The sequence below is a fragment of the Bacillus sp. MT(2024) genome (genome assembly GCF_036362845.1).
GTDB lineage: Bacteria > Bacillota > Bacilli > Bacillales > Bacillaceae > Bacillus > Bacillus velezensis.
Genome location: NZ_CP143632.1, coordinates 2,484,456 through 2,499,482 on the forward strand (window position 1 = coordinate 2,484,456; position 15,027 = coordinate 2,499,482).

At 45.2% G+C, this 15,027-nt stretch carries 18 protein-coding genes; 7 read left to right on the forward strand and 11 right to left on the reverse strand.

Translation table 11 applies throughout. The features are described from left to right. Window positions 1-61: 61 nt before the first annotated feature. The 3 genes from VP472_RS12065 to VP472_RS12075 all read right to left on the reverse strand — a co-directional run bounded on the left by VP472_RS12065 (window position 62) and on the right by VP472_RS12075 (window position 2,723). Complete coding sequence (locus VP472_RS12065) at window positions 62-1,351, reverse strand: MFS transporter (RefSeq protein ID WP_014305429.1); 1,290 nt, start codon at window positions 1,349-1,351, stop codon at window positions 62-64. 117 nt (window positions 1,352-1,468) lie between these two features. Then, entirely contained in the window at window positions 1,469-2,074 is a 606-nt protein-coding gene (gene sodA / locus VP472_RS12070; RefSeq protein WP_003153025.1) for a superoxide dismutase SodA, read from the reverse strand. A 166-nt stretch (window positions 2,075-2,240) separates the two neighbouring features. Continuing rightward, entirely contained in the window at window positions 2,241-2,723 is a 483-nt protein-coding gene (locus tag VP472_RS12075; protein ID WP_017418157.1) for a DUF456 domain-containing protein, read from the reverse strand. 157 nt (window positions 2,724-2,880) lie between these two features. Here VP472_RS12075 and VP472_RS12080 point away from each other — a divergent pair, with 157 nt between their 5' ends. From VP472_RS12080 to ispG, 3 genes are all read left to right on the forward strand, one after another. Continuing rightward, window positions 2,881-3,645, forward strand: coding sequence for a DUF1189 domain-containing protein (locus tag VP472_RS12080; RefSeq protein ID WP_060562627.1), 765 nt, complete (start codon window positions 2,881-2,883; stop codon window positions 3,643-3,645). Between the two features lie 91 nt (window positions 3,646-3,736). Beyond that, window positions 3,737-4,039, forward strand: coding sequence for a LysM peptidoglycan-binding domain-containing protein (locus VP472_RS12085; protein ID WP_069473505.1), 303 nt, complete (start codon window positions 3,737-3,739; stop codon window positions 4,037-4,039). Between the two features lie 132 nt (window positions 4,040-4,171). Continuing rightward, a complete protein-coding gene (gene ispG / locus VP472_RS12090; RefSeq protein ID WP_169510269.1) occupies window positions 4,172-5,290 on the forward strand; it encodes a flavodoxin-dependent (E)-4-hydroxy-3-methylbut-2-enyl-diphosphate synthase in 1,119 nt (372 codons plus the stop codon). Window positions 5,291-5,323: 33 nt separating this feature from the next. On the opposite strand, the gene VP472_RS12095 is transcribed toward ispG, so the two are convergent. Beyond that, a complete protein-coding gene (locus tag VP472_RS12095) occupies window positions 5,324-5,701 on the reverse strand; it encodes a DUF308 domain-containing protein (RefSeq protein ID WP_087920773.1) in 378 nt (125 codons plus the stop codon). 133 nt (window positions 5,702-5,834) lie between these two features. Between VP472_RS12095 and VP472_RS12100 the strand changes: the two genes are divergently transcribed. Beyond that, window positions 5,835-6,416 carry a hypothetical protein gene (locus VP472_RS12100; RefSeq protein WP_094247727.1) on the forward strand — a complete coding sequence of 194 codons (582 nt, stop codon included), beginning with the start codon at window positions 5,835-5,837 and terminating at the stop codon, window positions 6,414-6,416. A 30-nt stretch (window positions 6,417-6,446) separates the two neighbouring features. Here the strand turns inward: VP472_RS12100 and VP472_RS12105 are convergent, their stop codons facing one another. Together VP472_RS12105 and VP472_RS12110 are read right to left on the reverse strand one after the other, a co-directional pair. Next, the gene (locus tag VP472_RS12105; protein ID WP_003153018.1) at window positions 6,447-6,857 is read right to left on the reverse strand and encodes a zinc uptake transcriptional repressor Zur; all 411 of its coding nucleotides are present in this window, start codon (window positions 6,855-6,857) and stop codon (window positions 6,447-6,449) included. A 123-nt stretch (window positions 6,858-6,980) separates the two neighbouring features. Then, a complete protein-coding gene (locus tag VP472_RS12110) occupies window positions 6,981-7,862 on the reverse strand; it encodes a YitT family protein (protein ID WP_003153016.1) in 882 nt (293 codons plus the stop codon). A gap of 118 nt (window positions 7,863-7,980) precedes the next feature. Here VP472_RS12110 and VP472_RS12115 point away from each other — a divergent pair, with 118 nt between their 5' ends. After that, the gene (locus VP472_RS12115) at window positions 7,981-8,235 is read left to right on the forward strand and encodes a DUF2624 domain-containing protein (RefSeq protein ID WP_003153013.1); all 255 of its coding nucleotides are present in this window, start codon (window positions 7,981-7,983) and stop codon (window positions 8,233-8,235) included. A gap of 27 nt (window positions 8,236-8,262) precedes the next feature. On the opposite strand, the gene VP472_RS12120 is transcribed toward VP472_RS12115, so the two are convergent. Next, a complete protein-coding gene (locus tag VP472_RS12120; protein ID WP_069473506.1) occupies window positions 8,263-9,156 on the reverse strand; it encodes a deoxyribonuclease IV in 894 nt (297 codons plus the stop codon). An 11-nt stretch (window positions 9,157-9,167) separates the two neighbouring features. Further along, a complete protein-coding gene (locus VP472_RS12125; RefSeq protein ID WP_017418162.1) occupies window positions 9,168-10,484 on the reverse strand; it encodes a DEAD/DEAH box helicase in 1,317 nt (438 codons plus the stop codon). A gap of 165 nt (window positions 10,485-10,649) precedes the next feature. On the opposite strand from VP472_RS12125, the gene vrrA reads away from it, so the two are divergent. After that, window positions 10,650-11,345 carry a VrrA/YqfQ family protein gene (gene vrrA / locus VP472_RS12130; RefSeq protein ID WP_146277177.1) on the forward strand — a complete coding sequence of 232 codons (696 nt, stop codon included), beginning with the start codon at window positions 10,650-10,652 and terminating at the stop codon, window positions 11,343-11,345. A 122-nt stretch (window positions 11,346-11,467) separates the two neighbouring features. Further along, window positions 11,468-12,412: a 4-hydroxy-3-methylbut-2-enyl diphosphate reductase gene (locus VP472_RS12135; protein WP_003153006.1), complete on the forward strand. Its 945-nt coding sequence runs from the start codon at window positions 11,468-11,470 to the stop codon at window positions 12,410-12,412. A gap of 21 nt (window positions 12,413-12,433) precedes the next feature. On the opposite strand, the gene VP472_RS12140 is transcribed toward VP472_RS12135, so the two are convergent. The 3 genes from VP472_RS12140 to cccA all read right to left on the reverse strand — a co-directional run bounded on the left by VP472_RS12140 (window position 12,434) and on the right by cccA (window position 14,740). Further along, complete coding sequence (locus VP472_RS12140; RefSeq protein ID WP_077722603.1) at window positions 12,434-13,555, reverse strand: Nif3-like dinuclear metal center hexameric protein; 1,122 nt, start codon at window positions 13,553-13,555, stop codon at window positions 12,434-12,436. After that, complete coding sequence (locus VP472_RS12145) at window positions 13,548-14,252, reverse strand: tRNA (adenine(22)-N(1))-methyltransferase (RefSeq protein ID WP_146277492.1); 705 nt, start codon at window positions 14,250-14,252, stop codon at window positions 13,548-13,550. The genes VP472_RS12140 and VP472_RS12145 overlap by 8 nt, the downstream gene beginning before the upstream one ends. 125 nt (window positions 14,253-14,377) lie before the next feature. Next, window positions 14,378-14,740 (reverse strand): cytochrome c550, encoded by a 363-nt coding sequence (gene cccA / locus VP472_RS12150; protein ID WP_003152999.1) that lies wholly within the window; start codon window positions 14,738-14,740, stop codon window positions 14,378-14,380. Between the last annotated feature and the right edge of the window lie 287 nt (window positions 14,741-15,027).

Genomic DNA, 15,027 nt, shown 5'->3' on the forward strand with positions numbered 1-15,027 from the left:
CTGTTCAGGTGCCATTTTTCATTCTAAAGGTTTTTTCGATATTTTTCTACAGATAACCCTTTTATCTTTCTCCTTTTATAAAATTCGGTTCCGCCGCCTGTTTTTGTCGGTCTTCTTCTACTGTTTCATCAGAAGTTTCCGTATCCAGTCTGATGTCTTTTATAAAGTAATAAATCAGCGGATGGCCGGCTCCGAGCAGCACGAGCGCCGCCGGTATTCCCACTTTTTCCTTGAATAATGTAACGATTACAAGGAAACAAAGGATGGAAACGATCCGGCCCGCATTTAAAAATAACTCCCTGAGCACAATGTATTCAATTCTGGCTTTTCTGGCAAGCCGCGCCCGGCCTATCACATCATATGTAAGCGAGACATACGGCACGAGCAGAACTGGATAGCCGATCGCAATAAACACTCCGTACAAAAGGAGCGTCGTGAAGCTCATTTTAAAAATGATAAGAAACAGGGCGCCGTACAAGATCAATCCGCCGATAAGAATCGCCTTTTTCCGCGCTCTTTTTTTGATGAGCCTTGATGCAAAATAATAGGCAAAAAAAGAAACCGCGGAATTGACGAGACCGAATGTTCCGAGCGCCAGCTCACTGTTTGTCGCAATGAATACAAATACGCTGATTAAAAAAACAAAAATCCCTTCTCTCAAGCCTTGAAAAAAGTGCGCGTTGGTAATCCGGCGCCAATTCAGATTCGTGTGGCGCTCATCAAAAACTTTTTTCAGCATAAACCGGCCTTTCGACTCCCTCCGCTTCAGAAAAAAGCTCATAACCACGGCAAGGGCAAATAAGCCGAGCGACAGGCTGAAAATGATTGTATAACCCGTATTGTTTTCAAGTCTTGAAATGACATATCCGGCCACAATCGGACCGATCATGCCCGCCGATGAAGACAAAATGCCTAAAAACCCGTTAAAAAAATCTCTCGTTTCCGGTTCCGTAATTTCGAACGTCAGCACATTAAAAGCCAGCCAGTAAAAGCCGTATCCAACTCCGAGCACGGCCCCTATCAAAACGAGACGGGAAGCCGCAGTTTCTCCGGCAAGCAGCACACTTAAATAAAAAGCGGCCAAAAAGATAACGCCGAACCTGAGAATAAACACCCTGTCAATTTTTTTAGCCAGCCGGCCGGCCAGCAGAAAGGTAACCGGCTGCATCGTTACGACCGACAAATTGTATATGGCCAAATCAATAAATTTTCCCGACTGCTTCCACAAATACACGTTGACAAATGTATTTGACAGCGCGATGCCCAATGAGTAAAGGCCGCCAATCGTCAATAACAGCAGCAGCCCTTTATTTATTTCGATGTCGCCGATAATTTTTTTTATTTTGCTCATCATTGACTCCCCTTTACTACACATTAGTTTGTCTCACTCAAACTGAGATATGTAAAAGGATTCAAAGTCAATAAAAAAACAAGGCCTCCCGCGGGAGACCTTGTTTGATCGAACTATTTATTTTGCTTCGCTGTAAAGACGGGCAACTTCATCCCAGTTCACAACATTCCAGAAAGCTGAAATGTAATCAGGACGGCGGTTTTGGTAGTTCAGGTAGTACGCATGCTCCCAAACATCAAGACCGAGGACAGGCGTTTTACCCTCTGAAAGCGGTGAATCTTGGTTTGGCGTGCTTGTAATTTCAAGTTTGCCGTTGTTTACAACAAGCCAAGCCCAGCCTGAACCGAAACGGCCGGCAGCTGCGGCGGCGAATTTTTCTTTAAATTGATCGAAGCTTCCGAACGTGCTTTTGATCTCTTCAGCAAGCTCACCAGTCGGTTCGCCTCCGCCGTTCGGAGATAAAAGAGTCCAGAATAAAGAGTGGTTGGCATGTCCGCCGCCATTGTTGCGGACAGCTGTGCGGATGTCCTCCGGCACTGCGTTCAAATCAGCAACAAGCTCATCTACAGATTTCTCTGCAAGCGCTGATCCTTCGATCGCTTTGTTGAGGTTTGTCACGTATGTGTTATGGTGCTTCGTATGATGAATCGTCATCGTTTCCTTATCGATATGAGGTTCTAAAGCATCATAAGCGTAAGGCAATTCTGGAAGTTTGTAAGCCATAATTTTTTTCCTCCTTTAAATATATGTACTGAAATGCCGCTTAACGCGAACTTTTCTAATCTCAATGTAACAAAAGAAAGCATGGTAATCAATGAAAAAGCTCACAATCCGGCGATTCCAGCAGACATATTACACTTTATCCGTTCACTGCCGAAATTAAACCTTTCTAAAGCACCGTCCATAAGAAATATCCGATCATAAAGAGCTGAATGACGCCTTTTGCCGCCACGCTTGTTAAAAAGCCGATTAACGAGCCGAGCCCCACTTTTGCCGCGGACTTGATATCCTTTTGATGAACAAACACCTCAGCGCAGACAGCACCGATAAACGGGCCTATTATAATGCCTGCCACAGGAATAACGAAGGGCCCGATCAACAATCCGATCGTGCTTCCCCAGATTGCCGCCCTGCTTCCTCCGTACCTTTTAACGCCAAGTAAATTTGACACATAATCAGCTGCAAATAAAACGGCCGCAAATACCGCCTCAATGAGCCAAAACAGGTAAGAATAAGGACTGAAGGAAAACAAAAATCCGTAGAGAAGAAAACCGGCCACAATAAAAATAACGCTTGGAATCACCGGATATACAAGCCCGATAAAAGCAATGACGAAGACCGCAATGATAATCAGCCAATACAAAACACTCATGACAAAAACACCCTCCTTTGTTTTGCGGGCGACACCGCTTCCCGCTTTATCTTATTATGTATGATTCCTTATCACCGCTTTAAATACTCTCACTTGTGTTCATCCCCTGTGAACGATACAATAAGCAACATATACCAGTTTAGGCTAGGAAGTGAAGATGTTGAACATATTTACGGCTTTATTGAAAAGTACATACTCTCCGGCAGATATTGCAAAAACACGGTTTCAGGGGATAGGAAAAGCGATCCTTTATGTATTTTTGCTGTCTGTCCTTTTTACGCTGCCAAGCGCTTATTACCTTTGCTCCGGCACCGTAAACTCAATGAACGGTTTCAAAACCGTGTTAAAGAAAGATTTCCCTGATTTCAGCATTTCAAACGGAGAATTGCAGACGAAAGCATCCGCCTCTAAGGAAACGGAAGCGAACGGGTTCGTCATCGTATTTGATCCCACAGATGCTTACGGCGCTAAACAAATAGCGGCGAAACAAAATGCGATCGGCATTTTGAAAAATAAAATGGTGCTTGCTGTAGACGGACAGGCGACAGAAATGAATTATTCGCTGATGCCTGCCGATATCACAAAAAAAGAAATCATATCAGCATTAAACCAAAATAAAACAATGATCGTCACCGTCCTGTCCGTTTTGCTGTTCATCATGACAGCGGCCGGCAAATTCATTGAAGTATCATTTCTCGCCGTCATCGGCCTGATATTGAAAAATGCGCAAAGAAAGACATTGAATTACCAGCAGCTCTGGAAGCTTTCGGCTTATTCCATTACACTTTCGACCATATTCTTTACGATCATGCGCGCGCTTGTTATTACGGTGCCGAGTGAATTTTTAGTGAATTGGTTTGTAAACTTTATCATCCTTTTCCTCGTCTTAAAAGAGATACCGCGAAGTAAAACAGCTGTGTAACAAAGACTGCCCCCGGCGGTCTTCTTTTTTGTCATGAACAAAACGGGACAAGCATACAATGAAGTAAAAATGTATGCGGGAGGCGGTTGGAATGAAGCGGCTTACTTTTGTATTCGGCAGTTTATTTGTGATATTCATTATCTTTTACGATCTTAAAATCGGCACGATCCCTTCTCAAAACCTTCCAGCATACGCAGCGGCGGCACAGCCAGCCCAACAGGAAGCTTCATACAGAACGGTTACGGTCAAAAAAGGCGATACGGTGATGTCGATAGTCGGCGCACATAAAGCGCCAGATGATATTGCACAAGATTTTGAGGCGCTGAATCCGAATGTAAAAGCAAATGCCATTCAGGCAGGCACCGCTTATAAATTCCCCGTCTACCGCAATTAAACGTTAATTTCTTGTCAGTTCGGCAAATACACTGTTACAATATAATATGTAAATAGAAGTTGCCTGACATGTAAAAGGCTCAGCCTGCAAAAGCGGTAACTACAATTAAGGAGCGATTGACAAGTGAGTGAAATCACACATCGTACAAAAACGCGTCCCGTCAAAGTGGGACCTTTAACAATAGGCGGAAATAACGAAGTCGTCATTCAGAGTATGACGACGACTAAAACACACGACGTAGAAGCAACAGTTGCGGAAATCAACCGTTTAGCCGAAGCCGGCTGCCAAATTGTCCGGGTGGCATGTCCGGACGAACGCGCCGCTAACGCGATTGCCGACATCAAAAAACAAATTTCCATCCCTCTCGTTGTCGATATTCATTTTGACTACAAGCTTGCATTAAAAGCAATTGAGGGCGGGGCCGACAAAATCAGAATCAACCCGGGTAACATCGGCCGGCGCGAAAAAGTGGAAGCCGTCGTAAAAGCGGCGAAAGAAAAAGGAATTCCGATCCGGATCGGCGTAAACGCGGGATCTTTGGAAAAGCGTATTTTAGAAAAATACGGCTATCCGACTGCTGACGGAATGGTTGAGAGTGCGCTTCATCATATCAAAATCCTGGAAGACCTTGACTTTCATGACATCATCGTCAGCATGAAAGCCTCTGACGTTAATCTCGCCATAGAAGCATACGAAAAAGCGTCAAAAGCATTTGATTATCCGCTTCACCTCGGAATTACAGAATCGGGCACGCTGTTTGCCGGAACGGTAAAAAGCGCGGCCGGACTCGGAGCGATTTTAAGCAAAGGAATCGGAAACACGCTCCGGATCTCTCTGAGCGCCGACCCGGTTGAAGAAGTGAAAGTAGCCAGAGAACTGCTGAAATCATTCGGTCTCGCTTCAAACGCGGCTACACTTATTTCATGCCCGACATGCGGACGGATCGAAATTGATCTCATCAGCATCGCAAATGAAGTGGAAGAATACATTTCTAAAGTCAAAGCGCCGATTAAAGTAGCGGTTCTCGGATGTGCCGTTAACGGACCGGGAGAAGCAAGAGAAGCCGATATCGGGATTGCCGGCGCGCGCGGCGAAGGACTTCTTTTCCGCAAAGGCCAAATCGTCCGCAAAGTCCCTGAAGAAACAATGGTCGAAGAGCTCAAAAAAGAAATCGACAAGCTGGCAGAAGAACACTATGCAAAGCTTGAAGCAGAAAAAGCAAAAGCAGAACAAGAAACACAAAAAGCTTGACGGATATTCCGCCAAGCTTTTTTTTGCGTTGTGTTAAAAAAACGGTGTAATGAAGATGCCAAGCACAAGGGAAACAATACCGATTCCCATCGCCCATCCGCCTAAAGCGCCTGCTCCTCTTCTTCTGGCGATATAGCCGACGATAATGCCGCATGCCCCTAATAAAACAGGGAGCACAAACAGGGAAATGATAGAAATAGCCAATGCTGCATACCCTATCCCCCGGCCTTCACTTACTCCGTCCCGATTATCATCACGGTCTGCTGCCCGGTCAGAAGCACGATATGGCTCTGAGATTTCGGCCGCTGTTTCTTCTGAATAAACATCACGCGTGATATCGGTTCCTTCCGATCCATGATCTACATAGTAATCGTTGCCTTTTCGATTTTCGTAATCGTATGCCACCTTCAATTCCCCCTTTTTCTTTTATGAAAGGAGCTTTTTTAGTTTCCGCGTTTTTTACGAATTCATGTTTGCTAAACTTTTCTGGTATTGTTAATTGTTTATGTTACACTTGAAGGGATGAATTTATAGGAGTGTGGACATGTTACGGTTAGGTATAGATATTGACGGCACAGTTACGGCACAGGATACATTTGTCCCTTATTTAAACCGCTCATTTCATCTTTCCATTACCTTGGATGATATGACTGATTATGATCTGACGAAGCTTTTGAACATTACAGACGAGGAATTTTGGGAATGGATGAACGTTCATGAAGCAGCCATATATAAAGAAGCGAAGCTCGCGGAATTTGCCAAGCAGGCACTGGACGGACTGAAAGAAGAGCACCGTCTTATCTACATTACGGCAAGACGCGGCCACTTAGAAGATGTTACGCTGGACTGGTTTGCAAACCGGGACATTCATTACGATCACATTGAGCTTGTCGGAGGCCATCACAAAGTGGAAGCCGTCAAAAAACACGGCATTGATTTATTTTTCGAAGATCACCACGGCAACGCGACAATGATCGCAAAAGAAGCAGGCATTCCGGTTATCCTTTTTAACTCCCCATATAATCAGCTCCCCATCGATTCCAATATTATCAGGGTGCAGAATTGGCTTGAAGCCGTCGCCTGGGTTCATAAAAACAAACACAGCTTTCAGCATGTTAAAAGCTGAAAAAAACCTCCTGTATAAGCAGGAGGTTTTTTATCGGCACGCCGGACAGGTGCCGTAAATTTCAAACTTATGGCCGCTGATTTCATACCCTTCCAAATCATCGTGCAGCTTATCCATCGGACAGGACTCAATTTCCTTCGTTTTCCCGCAGGTTAAACAGATAAAATGGTGATGATGATGGGTATAAGAGCATGTAAAACGGAACAGTTTTTCTCCGGAAAGCTCCGTCGTTTCCAAAATGCCGAGTTCTTCATATAACGAAAGATTTCTGTATATGGTATCAAAGCTCAGACCCGGATAGTCGTCATTTAATGCGGCAAGCACGTTTTTGGCGGTCAGATATTTATCAGAATCAGCAAAAAGCTGCAGCATGTCTTCTCGCTTACTCGTATATTTATACCCTTTTTCTTTCAGCAGGTTCAACGCTTCTTGTACGTTCATGAGGACCTCCCCTTTACAACACGGTATCGCTCCAAAAAGAAAATGGCAGCTGTCTGAACAGCAGGCCATTTTCTTATGATGTATCAAATTATACCTATAAAATGATGAAAAGTAAATGAAAGCCTAGTGAATCGCGGTTTTGAACTTACCGCCCCTCGTTTCATGGGTATTCATGATCGTAATAAAGGCGTTTTTATCAATTTCAAACACAATGGATTTCAATTTAGTCACTTCAAGCCTTGTCACGACCGCGTAAATGACTTCTTTGGATTCATCCGTATATCCGCCTTTTCCCTGAAGCTTGGTGGTTCCCCTTCCAAGCCGATGCAAGATTGCATCTGAAATTTCCGCATACTGATCTGCCACAATAATGACCGCTTTTGTTTCATCAAGCCCCTGGATGACGGCGTCAATCGTTTTCATGGCAATATAATAAGTCATGAAAGAATACATCGCCTGCTCCGGACCGAACACAAAACCGGCCCAAATAAAAATAAACACATTGATGAGCATAACGAATTCTCCGACTGAGAAGGGCAGCTTTTTTGTGAGAAGGATACCGAGTATTTCAGTACCGTCCATCGAGCCTCCGTTTCGGATGACAAGGCCTACCCCGAAACCGAGCAAAAGCCCGCCGAATACCGTCGCCAAAATAGGCTGGGTCGTAATGGCCTCCACATGGTGCAAGGAGGATTCAATCAGCGCTAAACCGACAATTCCGATAACAGTAGAGATGAGAAATGTTTTTCCGATATATTTATATCCGAAAATCATAAATGGAATGTTGAGTAACACAACGAATAAGGCGAAATTGAGGAGGGGATTGGACATAAAGAGGTGGTCTAAAATTAATGAAACACCGATAATGCCTCCGTCGATAAAATTATTAGGGACCAGAAACAATTCAATACTTACGGCGGCTGAACCCGCCCCGATCAGAATCATGATGACCCTGAAGATAAAGTGTAAAAATGATTCTCTTTTGTGCTGTTTATTTGGGGTCATAAAATCTCCTTTCCTGTAATAACTATTTTAAACAGTAAGCAACTTCATTTTACCATTAAAAGCCGTAACATTTTAATGATTTGCTCAATACATTATGTCTAAAGAGGTGAAAGTATCGATGATTTTAATACAAAGAATTATTTTGCAGCGGCTCAATCAAGTCACTGCGGACGATCTTCTGAAATATTCCAAGCAATACGGAATCAGCATTACGAGAAGTCAAGCGGCTGAGGTAGCGGCTCTGATGCACGGAAAAAACATCAATATTTTTGATGAACAGGAGCGGCTGCGCCTGCTGAAAAAAGTGGAAACGATAACCTCAAAAGAAACGGCTCGGAAAGTTGACGAACTTTTCAATCAATTCTCAGGATAAAAAAGGAGGGCAATTCCCCCTCCTTTTTTATTGAGCTGATATTTTTTCAAGAAGCTCCTGATCAAACTGCTTTTCTTTCAGCATTTCGATTTCAAAACGGTACGGCGGCTTCTTATTTTTCTTGTCTTCGCCTACATACGGTGTTTCGAGGATTTTCGGAATATCGGCAAGCTGCTCGTGATGAACGATGTACTGCAGAGCGTCAAAACCGATCTCTCCGAACCCGATATTTTCATGGCGGTCTTTCCGGGCGCCTTTAATATTTTTACTGTCATTCACATGAAGGACTTTTATCCGATCGATGCCGACGATTTTATCAAACTCGTTAAGAACGCCGTCAAAATCATTGGCGACATCATATCCTGCATCATGGGTGTGGCAAGTGTCAAAGCAGACGGATAGATGTTCATTATGCGTAACCCCCGAAATGATCTCGGCCAGCTCTTCAAAGCTTCTTCCGCATTCTGATCCTTTGCCCGCCATTGTCTCCAGCGCAATCTGCACGTGTTGACCGGGAACAATCACTTCGTTTAAACCTTCAATGATTTTTTTGATGCCCGTTTCAGCCCCGGCTCCGACATGCGCTCCCGGATGAAGCACGATCTGTTTCGCGCCGATCGCTGCCGTTCTTTCAATTTCAGAACGCAGAAAATCAACGCCCAGCTCAAACGTTGCCGGATTTGTCGTATTTCCGATGTTAATGATGTACGGCGCATGCACGACAATCTCGTCGATGCCGTTTTCCTTCATATGGGCGCGGCCCGCTTCGATATTCAAGTCTTCAATTTTTTTGCGGCGCGTGTTTTGGGGAGCGCCCGTATAGATCATAAATGTGTTCGCCCCGTATGAAACGGCTTCCTTGCTTGCGGCAAGGAGCATATGTTTTCCGCTCATTGAGACGTGTGAGCCTATTTTCAGCAACCCGATTCCCCCTACTTTCCTCTGTTAGATTGGTTTCTTCTCTGCTTCTTTCTGATTTTTTCCATTTCGTAGCTCATTTTCTTTTTATAGCCCGGCTTTACTTTTTTCGGCTTTTTCACAAGGCGTTTCGCCATTTGGTCAGCCTCATTTGCCGTCTTTTTGCGATTTTTGCGGCGGTGGCGGTCATCGCCTTTCTTCCATTCGCCGTTTACAAGCTCCGCATATTCAAACACAATACCCATCTTTTCGAGTCTTACGAGCGCATCTTCGTCAGAAAGCTCATAAATGGTCAGTGCTTGGCCTGATGAACCGGCGCGTGCGGTTCTCCCGACGCGGTGAACATAAAAATCCAGATCGTCCGGAAGCTCATAGTTGATGACGTGGCTTACGCCTTTAATGTCAATTCCTCTTGCCGCAAGGTCTGTCGCAATGACATAAGTGAATTCCAGATCATTAATCTGCTTCATTACCTTCTTACGCTCACGCGGCGTTAATCCCCCGTGCAGAAGACCGATCCTCATGCCCTTTTCAGTCAGGTATTTCGCAATATGGTCAGCCGTGTTTTTCGTATTGGCAAACACAATGCCCAGATAAGGGTTCAGATGAGACATCATATCAAAAAGCAGTTTGTCTTTATCACGCTGTTTAGAAGGAACCAAAACATGTTCAATCTTTTCGGCTGTGATTCTTTTCGGCTCAACATGCGCGTACTTCGGATTTTCCATATACTTTTTCAAAAACGGCTTCAGCTTTTCCGGAATCGTAGCTGAGAACACAAGCATCTGAAGTTCTTCCGGCATCCGCGATCCGATATAATCAACGTCTTCTAAAAAGCCCATGTCAAGCATCAGATCAGCTTCGTCAATGACGAGAGACTGCGCTTTATAGACGTTCAATGCCTGCGCCTTAATCAGATCCGCGATCCGGCCCGGCGTTCCGACGACGAGATGAGGCTGTGTTTTCAGCTTATCAATTGATTTTTGCTTGTCCGTCCCGCCGATGAAACATTTTGTCCGGATCGGCTCATCTTCCGCACCCTGTGTGATTTTGAGCGCTTCCTGATGAATCTGATTGGCAAGCTCTCTCGTCGGCGCCGTGATAACAGCCTGCACCGTATCAGAACCCGGATCAATCCGATTCAAAATTGGCAATAAATAGGCGTGGGTTTTCCCCGTCCCCGTCTGGGACTGCCCGATCACGCTTTCGTTTTTCAGTACGGCAGGTATCAGCCGCTTTTGAATATCTGTCGGTTCATAAAAACCAAGGCGGTGAACTGCATCTATAATAAACGGTTTTAAGTTGTATCCATCAAATTTAGTTTCTTTCATTTTTCCCAGCTCCTTAAAGCGGCACATTCTGTGTCCATCATCACATTATAACCGATTTTATTTAAAAACACCATGTCTTGGGGGAATCCTGTTTTCGAGACAGAAAAGCAAATGCCCCCTCCGATGCATATTGTAATAGCAGAGAGACAGAAAGGAGGTACAAGTATGTTTCCACAGCAGCCGATGAGAAATATGGCGCAGCAGGGCCGGCCGTTGATGAATCCGCGTATGAGGATGGGAGGAAGACCGTCATTGCCGGGCCGGCAGCTGATGCAGCAGGGCCGGCAGCTTTTCCCTCAGCAGCAGATTGCCGGAGCGGGCCTGAGAAACGCAGGCACGGGCGGCGGAGGGGGCTTAAAAGGGATGCTTTCCCGTTTTTTACCCGGTTCAGGAGGAGGAAGCGCTGCCGCGTCGGCACCGGCGGCGGCCAGCGGAGGAGCAGGTGCAGGACTGCAGGGAATACAGAACCTGGCAAGTCCGGCATCCCTGTCGAGCATGCTCGGCAACGTTCAGAAGGTGCTCGGCGTGGCGCAGCAGGTTACGCCGATGATCCAGCAGTACGGTCCTTTAGTACGGAGTCTGCCCGCCATGATGAAGCTTTACAGCCAATTAAGCAGCAGCGATGATGAGAATGAATCTGACGAGACAAAAGAAACAGACGAACAGGACAAAAAGGATGAAGCTGAAAAAACAGATGAAACAGAAGATGAAAACAAATCAGACGCCTCATCCAAAACATCAAAGAAGACGTCTGAAAAAGCATCCGCTTCAAAAGAAAAAGACGCCGCACAGGCAGAATCAGCGGAACAGCCGCGTCCAAAAAGAACATCGGGCAGATCAAAGCCGAAATTATATATTTAACATTCTTTGATATCTCACGAAAGATTAGCTATAATGAGATCAGAAGAATGCAAGATTTGAGCCGTTTAACTACGGCTTTTTATATTGCCTCTACACTCACTTTTGATAGGAGGACATCTACATTGGACGTTATCAAAATATCGCCGCGCGGCTACTGTTACGGCGTTGTTGATGCCATGGTCATAGCCAAAAACGCGTCACTCGATAAAACACTGCCAAGACCTATATATATACTCGGAATGATTGTTCATAATAAGCATGTCACAGATGCGTTTGAGGAAGACGGCATTTACACGCTTGACGGCACAAACCGTCTGGAGATTTTAAAGCAGGTGGAAAAAGGAACCGTTATTTTCACGGCTCACGGGGTATCTCCGGAAGTAAGAAAAGCTGCTGAGGAAAAAGGGCTTGTTACGATTGACGCCACATGCCCGGACGTCACGAAAACACATGACTTAATCCGAAAAGTAAAAGCTGAAGGCTATCATGTCATATACATCGGCAAAAAAGGCCACCCCGAGCCTGAAGGAGCCGTCGGCGTCGCTCCTGAAATCGTTCATCTCGTTGAAACAGAAGAAGACGTGAGAAATCTCGATATTCAGGCTGAGAAATTAATCGTTACAAACCAAACGACAATGTCCCAGTGGGACGTCCACGATATTATGGAATCAGTCAAAGAAAAGTACCCGCACGTGGAATACCATCAGGAAATCTGCCTGGCCACACAGGTTCGTCAAGAGGCTGTATCGGAGCAGGCAAAAAAAGCGGACTTAACCATTGTTGTCGGCGATCCGAAAAGCAATAACTCCAACAGGCTGGCTCAAGTGTCAGAAGAGATCGCCGGAACAAAAGCCTACCGAATCGGAGACATCAGTGAACTGAAGCTCGAATGGCTGAAAGACGTCAATACCGTCGCCGTTACCGCGGGCGCATCAACACCGACACCGATTACAAAGGAAGTCATCCGCTTTTTAGAGCAGTTTGACCACAACGATGAATCGACATGGCAGCTTGAACACAGTGTGCCGCTCAAAAAAATCCTTCCGAAAGTAAAAATAAAAAACTGAGGCCCGGGGCCTCAGTTTTTTTTATAGGAAGGTAAATGGGTTTGTATCTGTTTCGGAAGCGAAAATGCGCACGTCATAGTTTTTCTCTACGGCCATCGCCGTAAGCTTCTCAGCCGTGCCTTTTCTCATGATCTTTTCAGCATAATGCCCCGGGTCCACGACGTTTAATCCCATCATCATCGCATCATGCGCTACATGAAAATAAAGGTCGCCCGTCACGTAAACATCTGCACCTTTCCGCTTTGCCTGATAAATATATTTATTTCCGTCCCCGCCAAGAACCGCGACTTTTTTCACCTTGCTGTTTCGCTCTCCGACCATCCGGACTCCGTTAACGTCAAACTTTTCTTTCACAAACAGAGCAAACTCTTCAAGCGTCATGTCCTGCTGAAGTTTTCCGATCCGGCCGAGGCCTTTTTCAAGCGGAGACTGCTCCACCGGATAAATATCATACGCCACCTCTTCATACGGATGGCTTTTTTTCAGCGCTTTTACGACGGTTTTCTCCATACTTGCCGGAAAAACGGTCTCAAGTCTCACTTCATGGACGAGTTCCAGCTCTCCCGTCTGTCCGATAAACGGGTCTGCCCCCTCCAGCGGCTTAAAGCTCCCGATTCCCTCAGAAGAGAACGCGCAATGGCTGTAATTGCCGATATGTCCCGCTCCGGCGTTGCCGAGTGCGGTTCTTACAGCTTCTTCATAGTCTTTCGGAACATATACGGCAAGTTTTTTCATCGGGTCCGAATATGTCGGGACGAGCACTTCTGTGTCTGTCAGGCCGAGAGCTTCGGCAAGCAGATCGTTAACACCGCCGTCCGCTACATCAAGATTCGTATGAGCCGCATATACGGCAATATCATGCTTTATACATTTCTCAATCAGTCTTCCGCCCGGCTGATCAGTGGTGATCTGTTTAAGCGGCCGAAAAATCGGCGGATGGTGGGCGATAATTAAGTCAACTTTTTTCTCAATGGCTTCATCTACCGTTTGTTCCAAAACATCCAGTGTCACCATGACATTTTTCACCGGCTTATTCAATGTACCGATCTGCAGTCCGATTTTATCTCCTTCCACCGCATAAGCCTTCGGTGAAAATTGTTCAAACAGCTGGATGATTTCCTGTCCGTTCACATGTTTAGGCATGTCCGATTACCTCCTTCAGCAGAGAAATCCGCTCTTTCAATTCAGCTAATTTTTCATGATTTTCATGCTTTGCGCTGCGGCTGATCTGTTCATAAATTTGTTCAGTATGCTTAAGTTCCTGGCTCCATTTCCGAAGAAACACTTCATTCCTCTCTTTTAATAAAAACGGACCCGCAAGCATTCCGGCAGCCATCGGCACGTCCCGATACGGCGCATCACGGTCGCCAGTTTCCGCAACGAGGATTTCATAACACTTTCCGTCTTCTTCGAGAATCACTTCATCAAGCAGTTCATAACCTTCCTGATACAGCCACTCTCTTATATGAACGGCATGAATATTCGGCTGCAGAATCAGCCGTTCACGCCCCGTCAATTTCGTTTTTCCCGACTCCAAAATATGAGCGATCAGCGCTCCGCCCATGCCAGCGATCGTAATGGCGCCGGCTTCTCCTTTTTCAAGGACGCTCAGCCCGTCACCTTTCCTTACGGAGATAAGAGTGCTTAAGTCCAGTTTTTCCACCTGCTGTTTGGCGGATAGAAACGGTCCGTCTGTAATTTCACCGGCGATTGCGCGGCTTGCCAAATGATTCAAAACGGCATAGCAAGGAAGATACGCGTGGTCTGACCCGATATCAGCAACCAGGGCACCCGGAGGGATAAATTCCGCCACAGACTGCAATCTTTTAGATAACTTCATTTCATTCACAATATCACAACTTTTCTCAGGTTCTTTTTCCTTTACTATCATATAAAAAAACCGCCCGGAATCCAAGCGGCGGATAGAGTTTTTCATATGTCTTTTATATAGGGACCGGTAAAGCTTTATTTAATGTCAGAAACCCATTTTGCCATGTCATCCAGCTTTTCGGCCGGCACAAGGCCCGCAGGCATCCCGTTGCCGCCTTTTTCAATTTTTGTTTTAATCTCAGCGACATCTTTTCTTTTGCCGACGCCTTTTAAGTTCGGCCCTGACACACCTTCATAGTTTTCCCCGTGACAGGTGATGCAGTTCGCTTTATAAATCTCTTCAGGTGAAGCGTTTGCAGTTTCCTTCTCGGCATTTTTGCTTTCACCGCCGCTTGCGATCTGATGCGCATCTCCATTGCCTTTTACAGCTAAAAAGAAAGTCAGCCCTATTCCCAGCACTGCAATGAGCAAAAAAGGAATCAGCGGATTCCACTTCATATCTCCATCCCCCTTTTTCATTCTCCCCCTATGTAAACACTTCTAATTCTAACTTATTTTTACAAAAAGTAAATGGTCTTGCTCAGCAATTTCATTGATTTCACAATTTATACAAAAAGCAAAAATAACTGTTTTGTTTATCACAAAATTATCTTTATTCTATTGTATAATGAATTGTATACGCTTACAATAAAGAATATAAATAAACTTATCTCATTTTCCCCCTCCCAGGACATGCCGCATTTTTTCCGAACTCATTTGCAAAACATATGCTTATCCAGTAAAAT

What these genes read in the sequence shown, in the direction of transcription:
- VP472_RS12065 (WP_014305429.1), bottom strand. Translation starts at nt 1,351, where the DNA reads ATGAGCAAAATAAAAAAAATTATCGGCGACATCGAAATAAATAAAGGG.
- sodA (WP_003153025.1), bottom strand. Translation starts at nt 2,074, where the DNA reads ATGGCTTACAAACTTCCAGAATTGCCTTACGCTTATGATGCTTTAGAA.
- VP472_RS12075 (WP_017418157.1), bottom strand. Translation starts at nt 2,723, where the DNA reads ATGAGTGTTTTGTATTGGCTGATTATCATTGCGGTCTTCGTCATTGCT.
- VP472_RS12080 (WP_060562627.1), top strand. Translation starts at nt 2,881, where the DNA reads ATGTTGAACATATTTACGGCTTTATTGAAAAGTACATACTCTCCGGCA.
- VP472_RS12085 (WP_069473505.1), top strand. Translation starts at nt 3,737, where the DNA reads ATGAAGCGGCTTACTTTTGTATTCGGCAGTTTATTTGTGATATTCATT.
- VP472_RS12100 (WP_094247727.1), top strand. Translation starts at nt 5,835, where the DNA reads ATGTTACGGTTAGGTATAGATATTGACGGCACAGTTACGGCACAGGAT.
- VP472_RS12105 (WP_003153018.1), bottom strand. Translation starts at nt 6,857, where the DNA reads ATGAACGTACAAGAAGCGTTGAACCTGCTGAAAGAAAAAGGGTATAAA.
- VP472_RS12110 (WP_003153016.1), bottom strand. Translation starts at nt 7,862, where the DNA reads ATGACCCCAAATAAACAGCACAAAAGAGAATCATTTTTACACTTTATC.
- VP472_RS12115 (WP_003153013.1), top strand. Translation starts at nt 7,981, where the DNA reads ATGATTTTAATACAAAGAATTATTTTGCAGCGGCTCAATCAAGTCACT.
- VP472_RS12125 (WP_017418162.1), bottom strand. Translation starts at nt 10,484, where the DNA reads ATGAAAGAAACTAAATTTGATGGATACAACTTAAAACCGTTTATTATA.
- vrrA (WP_146277177.1), top strand. Translation starts at nt 10,650, where the DNA reads ATGTTTCCACAGCAGCCGATGAGAAATATGGCGCAGCAGGGCCGGCCG.
- VP472_RS12140 (WP_077722603.1), bottom strand. Translation starts at nt 13,555, where the DNA reads ATGCCTAAACATGTGAACGGACAGGAAATCATCCAGCTGTTTGAACAA.
- VP472_RS12145 (WP_146277492.1), bottom strand. Translation starts at nt 14,252, where the DNA reads ATGAAGTTATCTAAAAGATTGCAGTCTGTGGCGGAATTTATCCCTCCG.
- cccA (WP_003152999.1), bottom strand. Translation starts at nt 14,740, where the DNA reads ATGAAGTGGAATCCGCTGATTCCTTTTTTGCTCATTGCAGTGCTGGGA.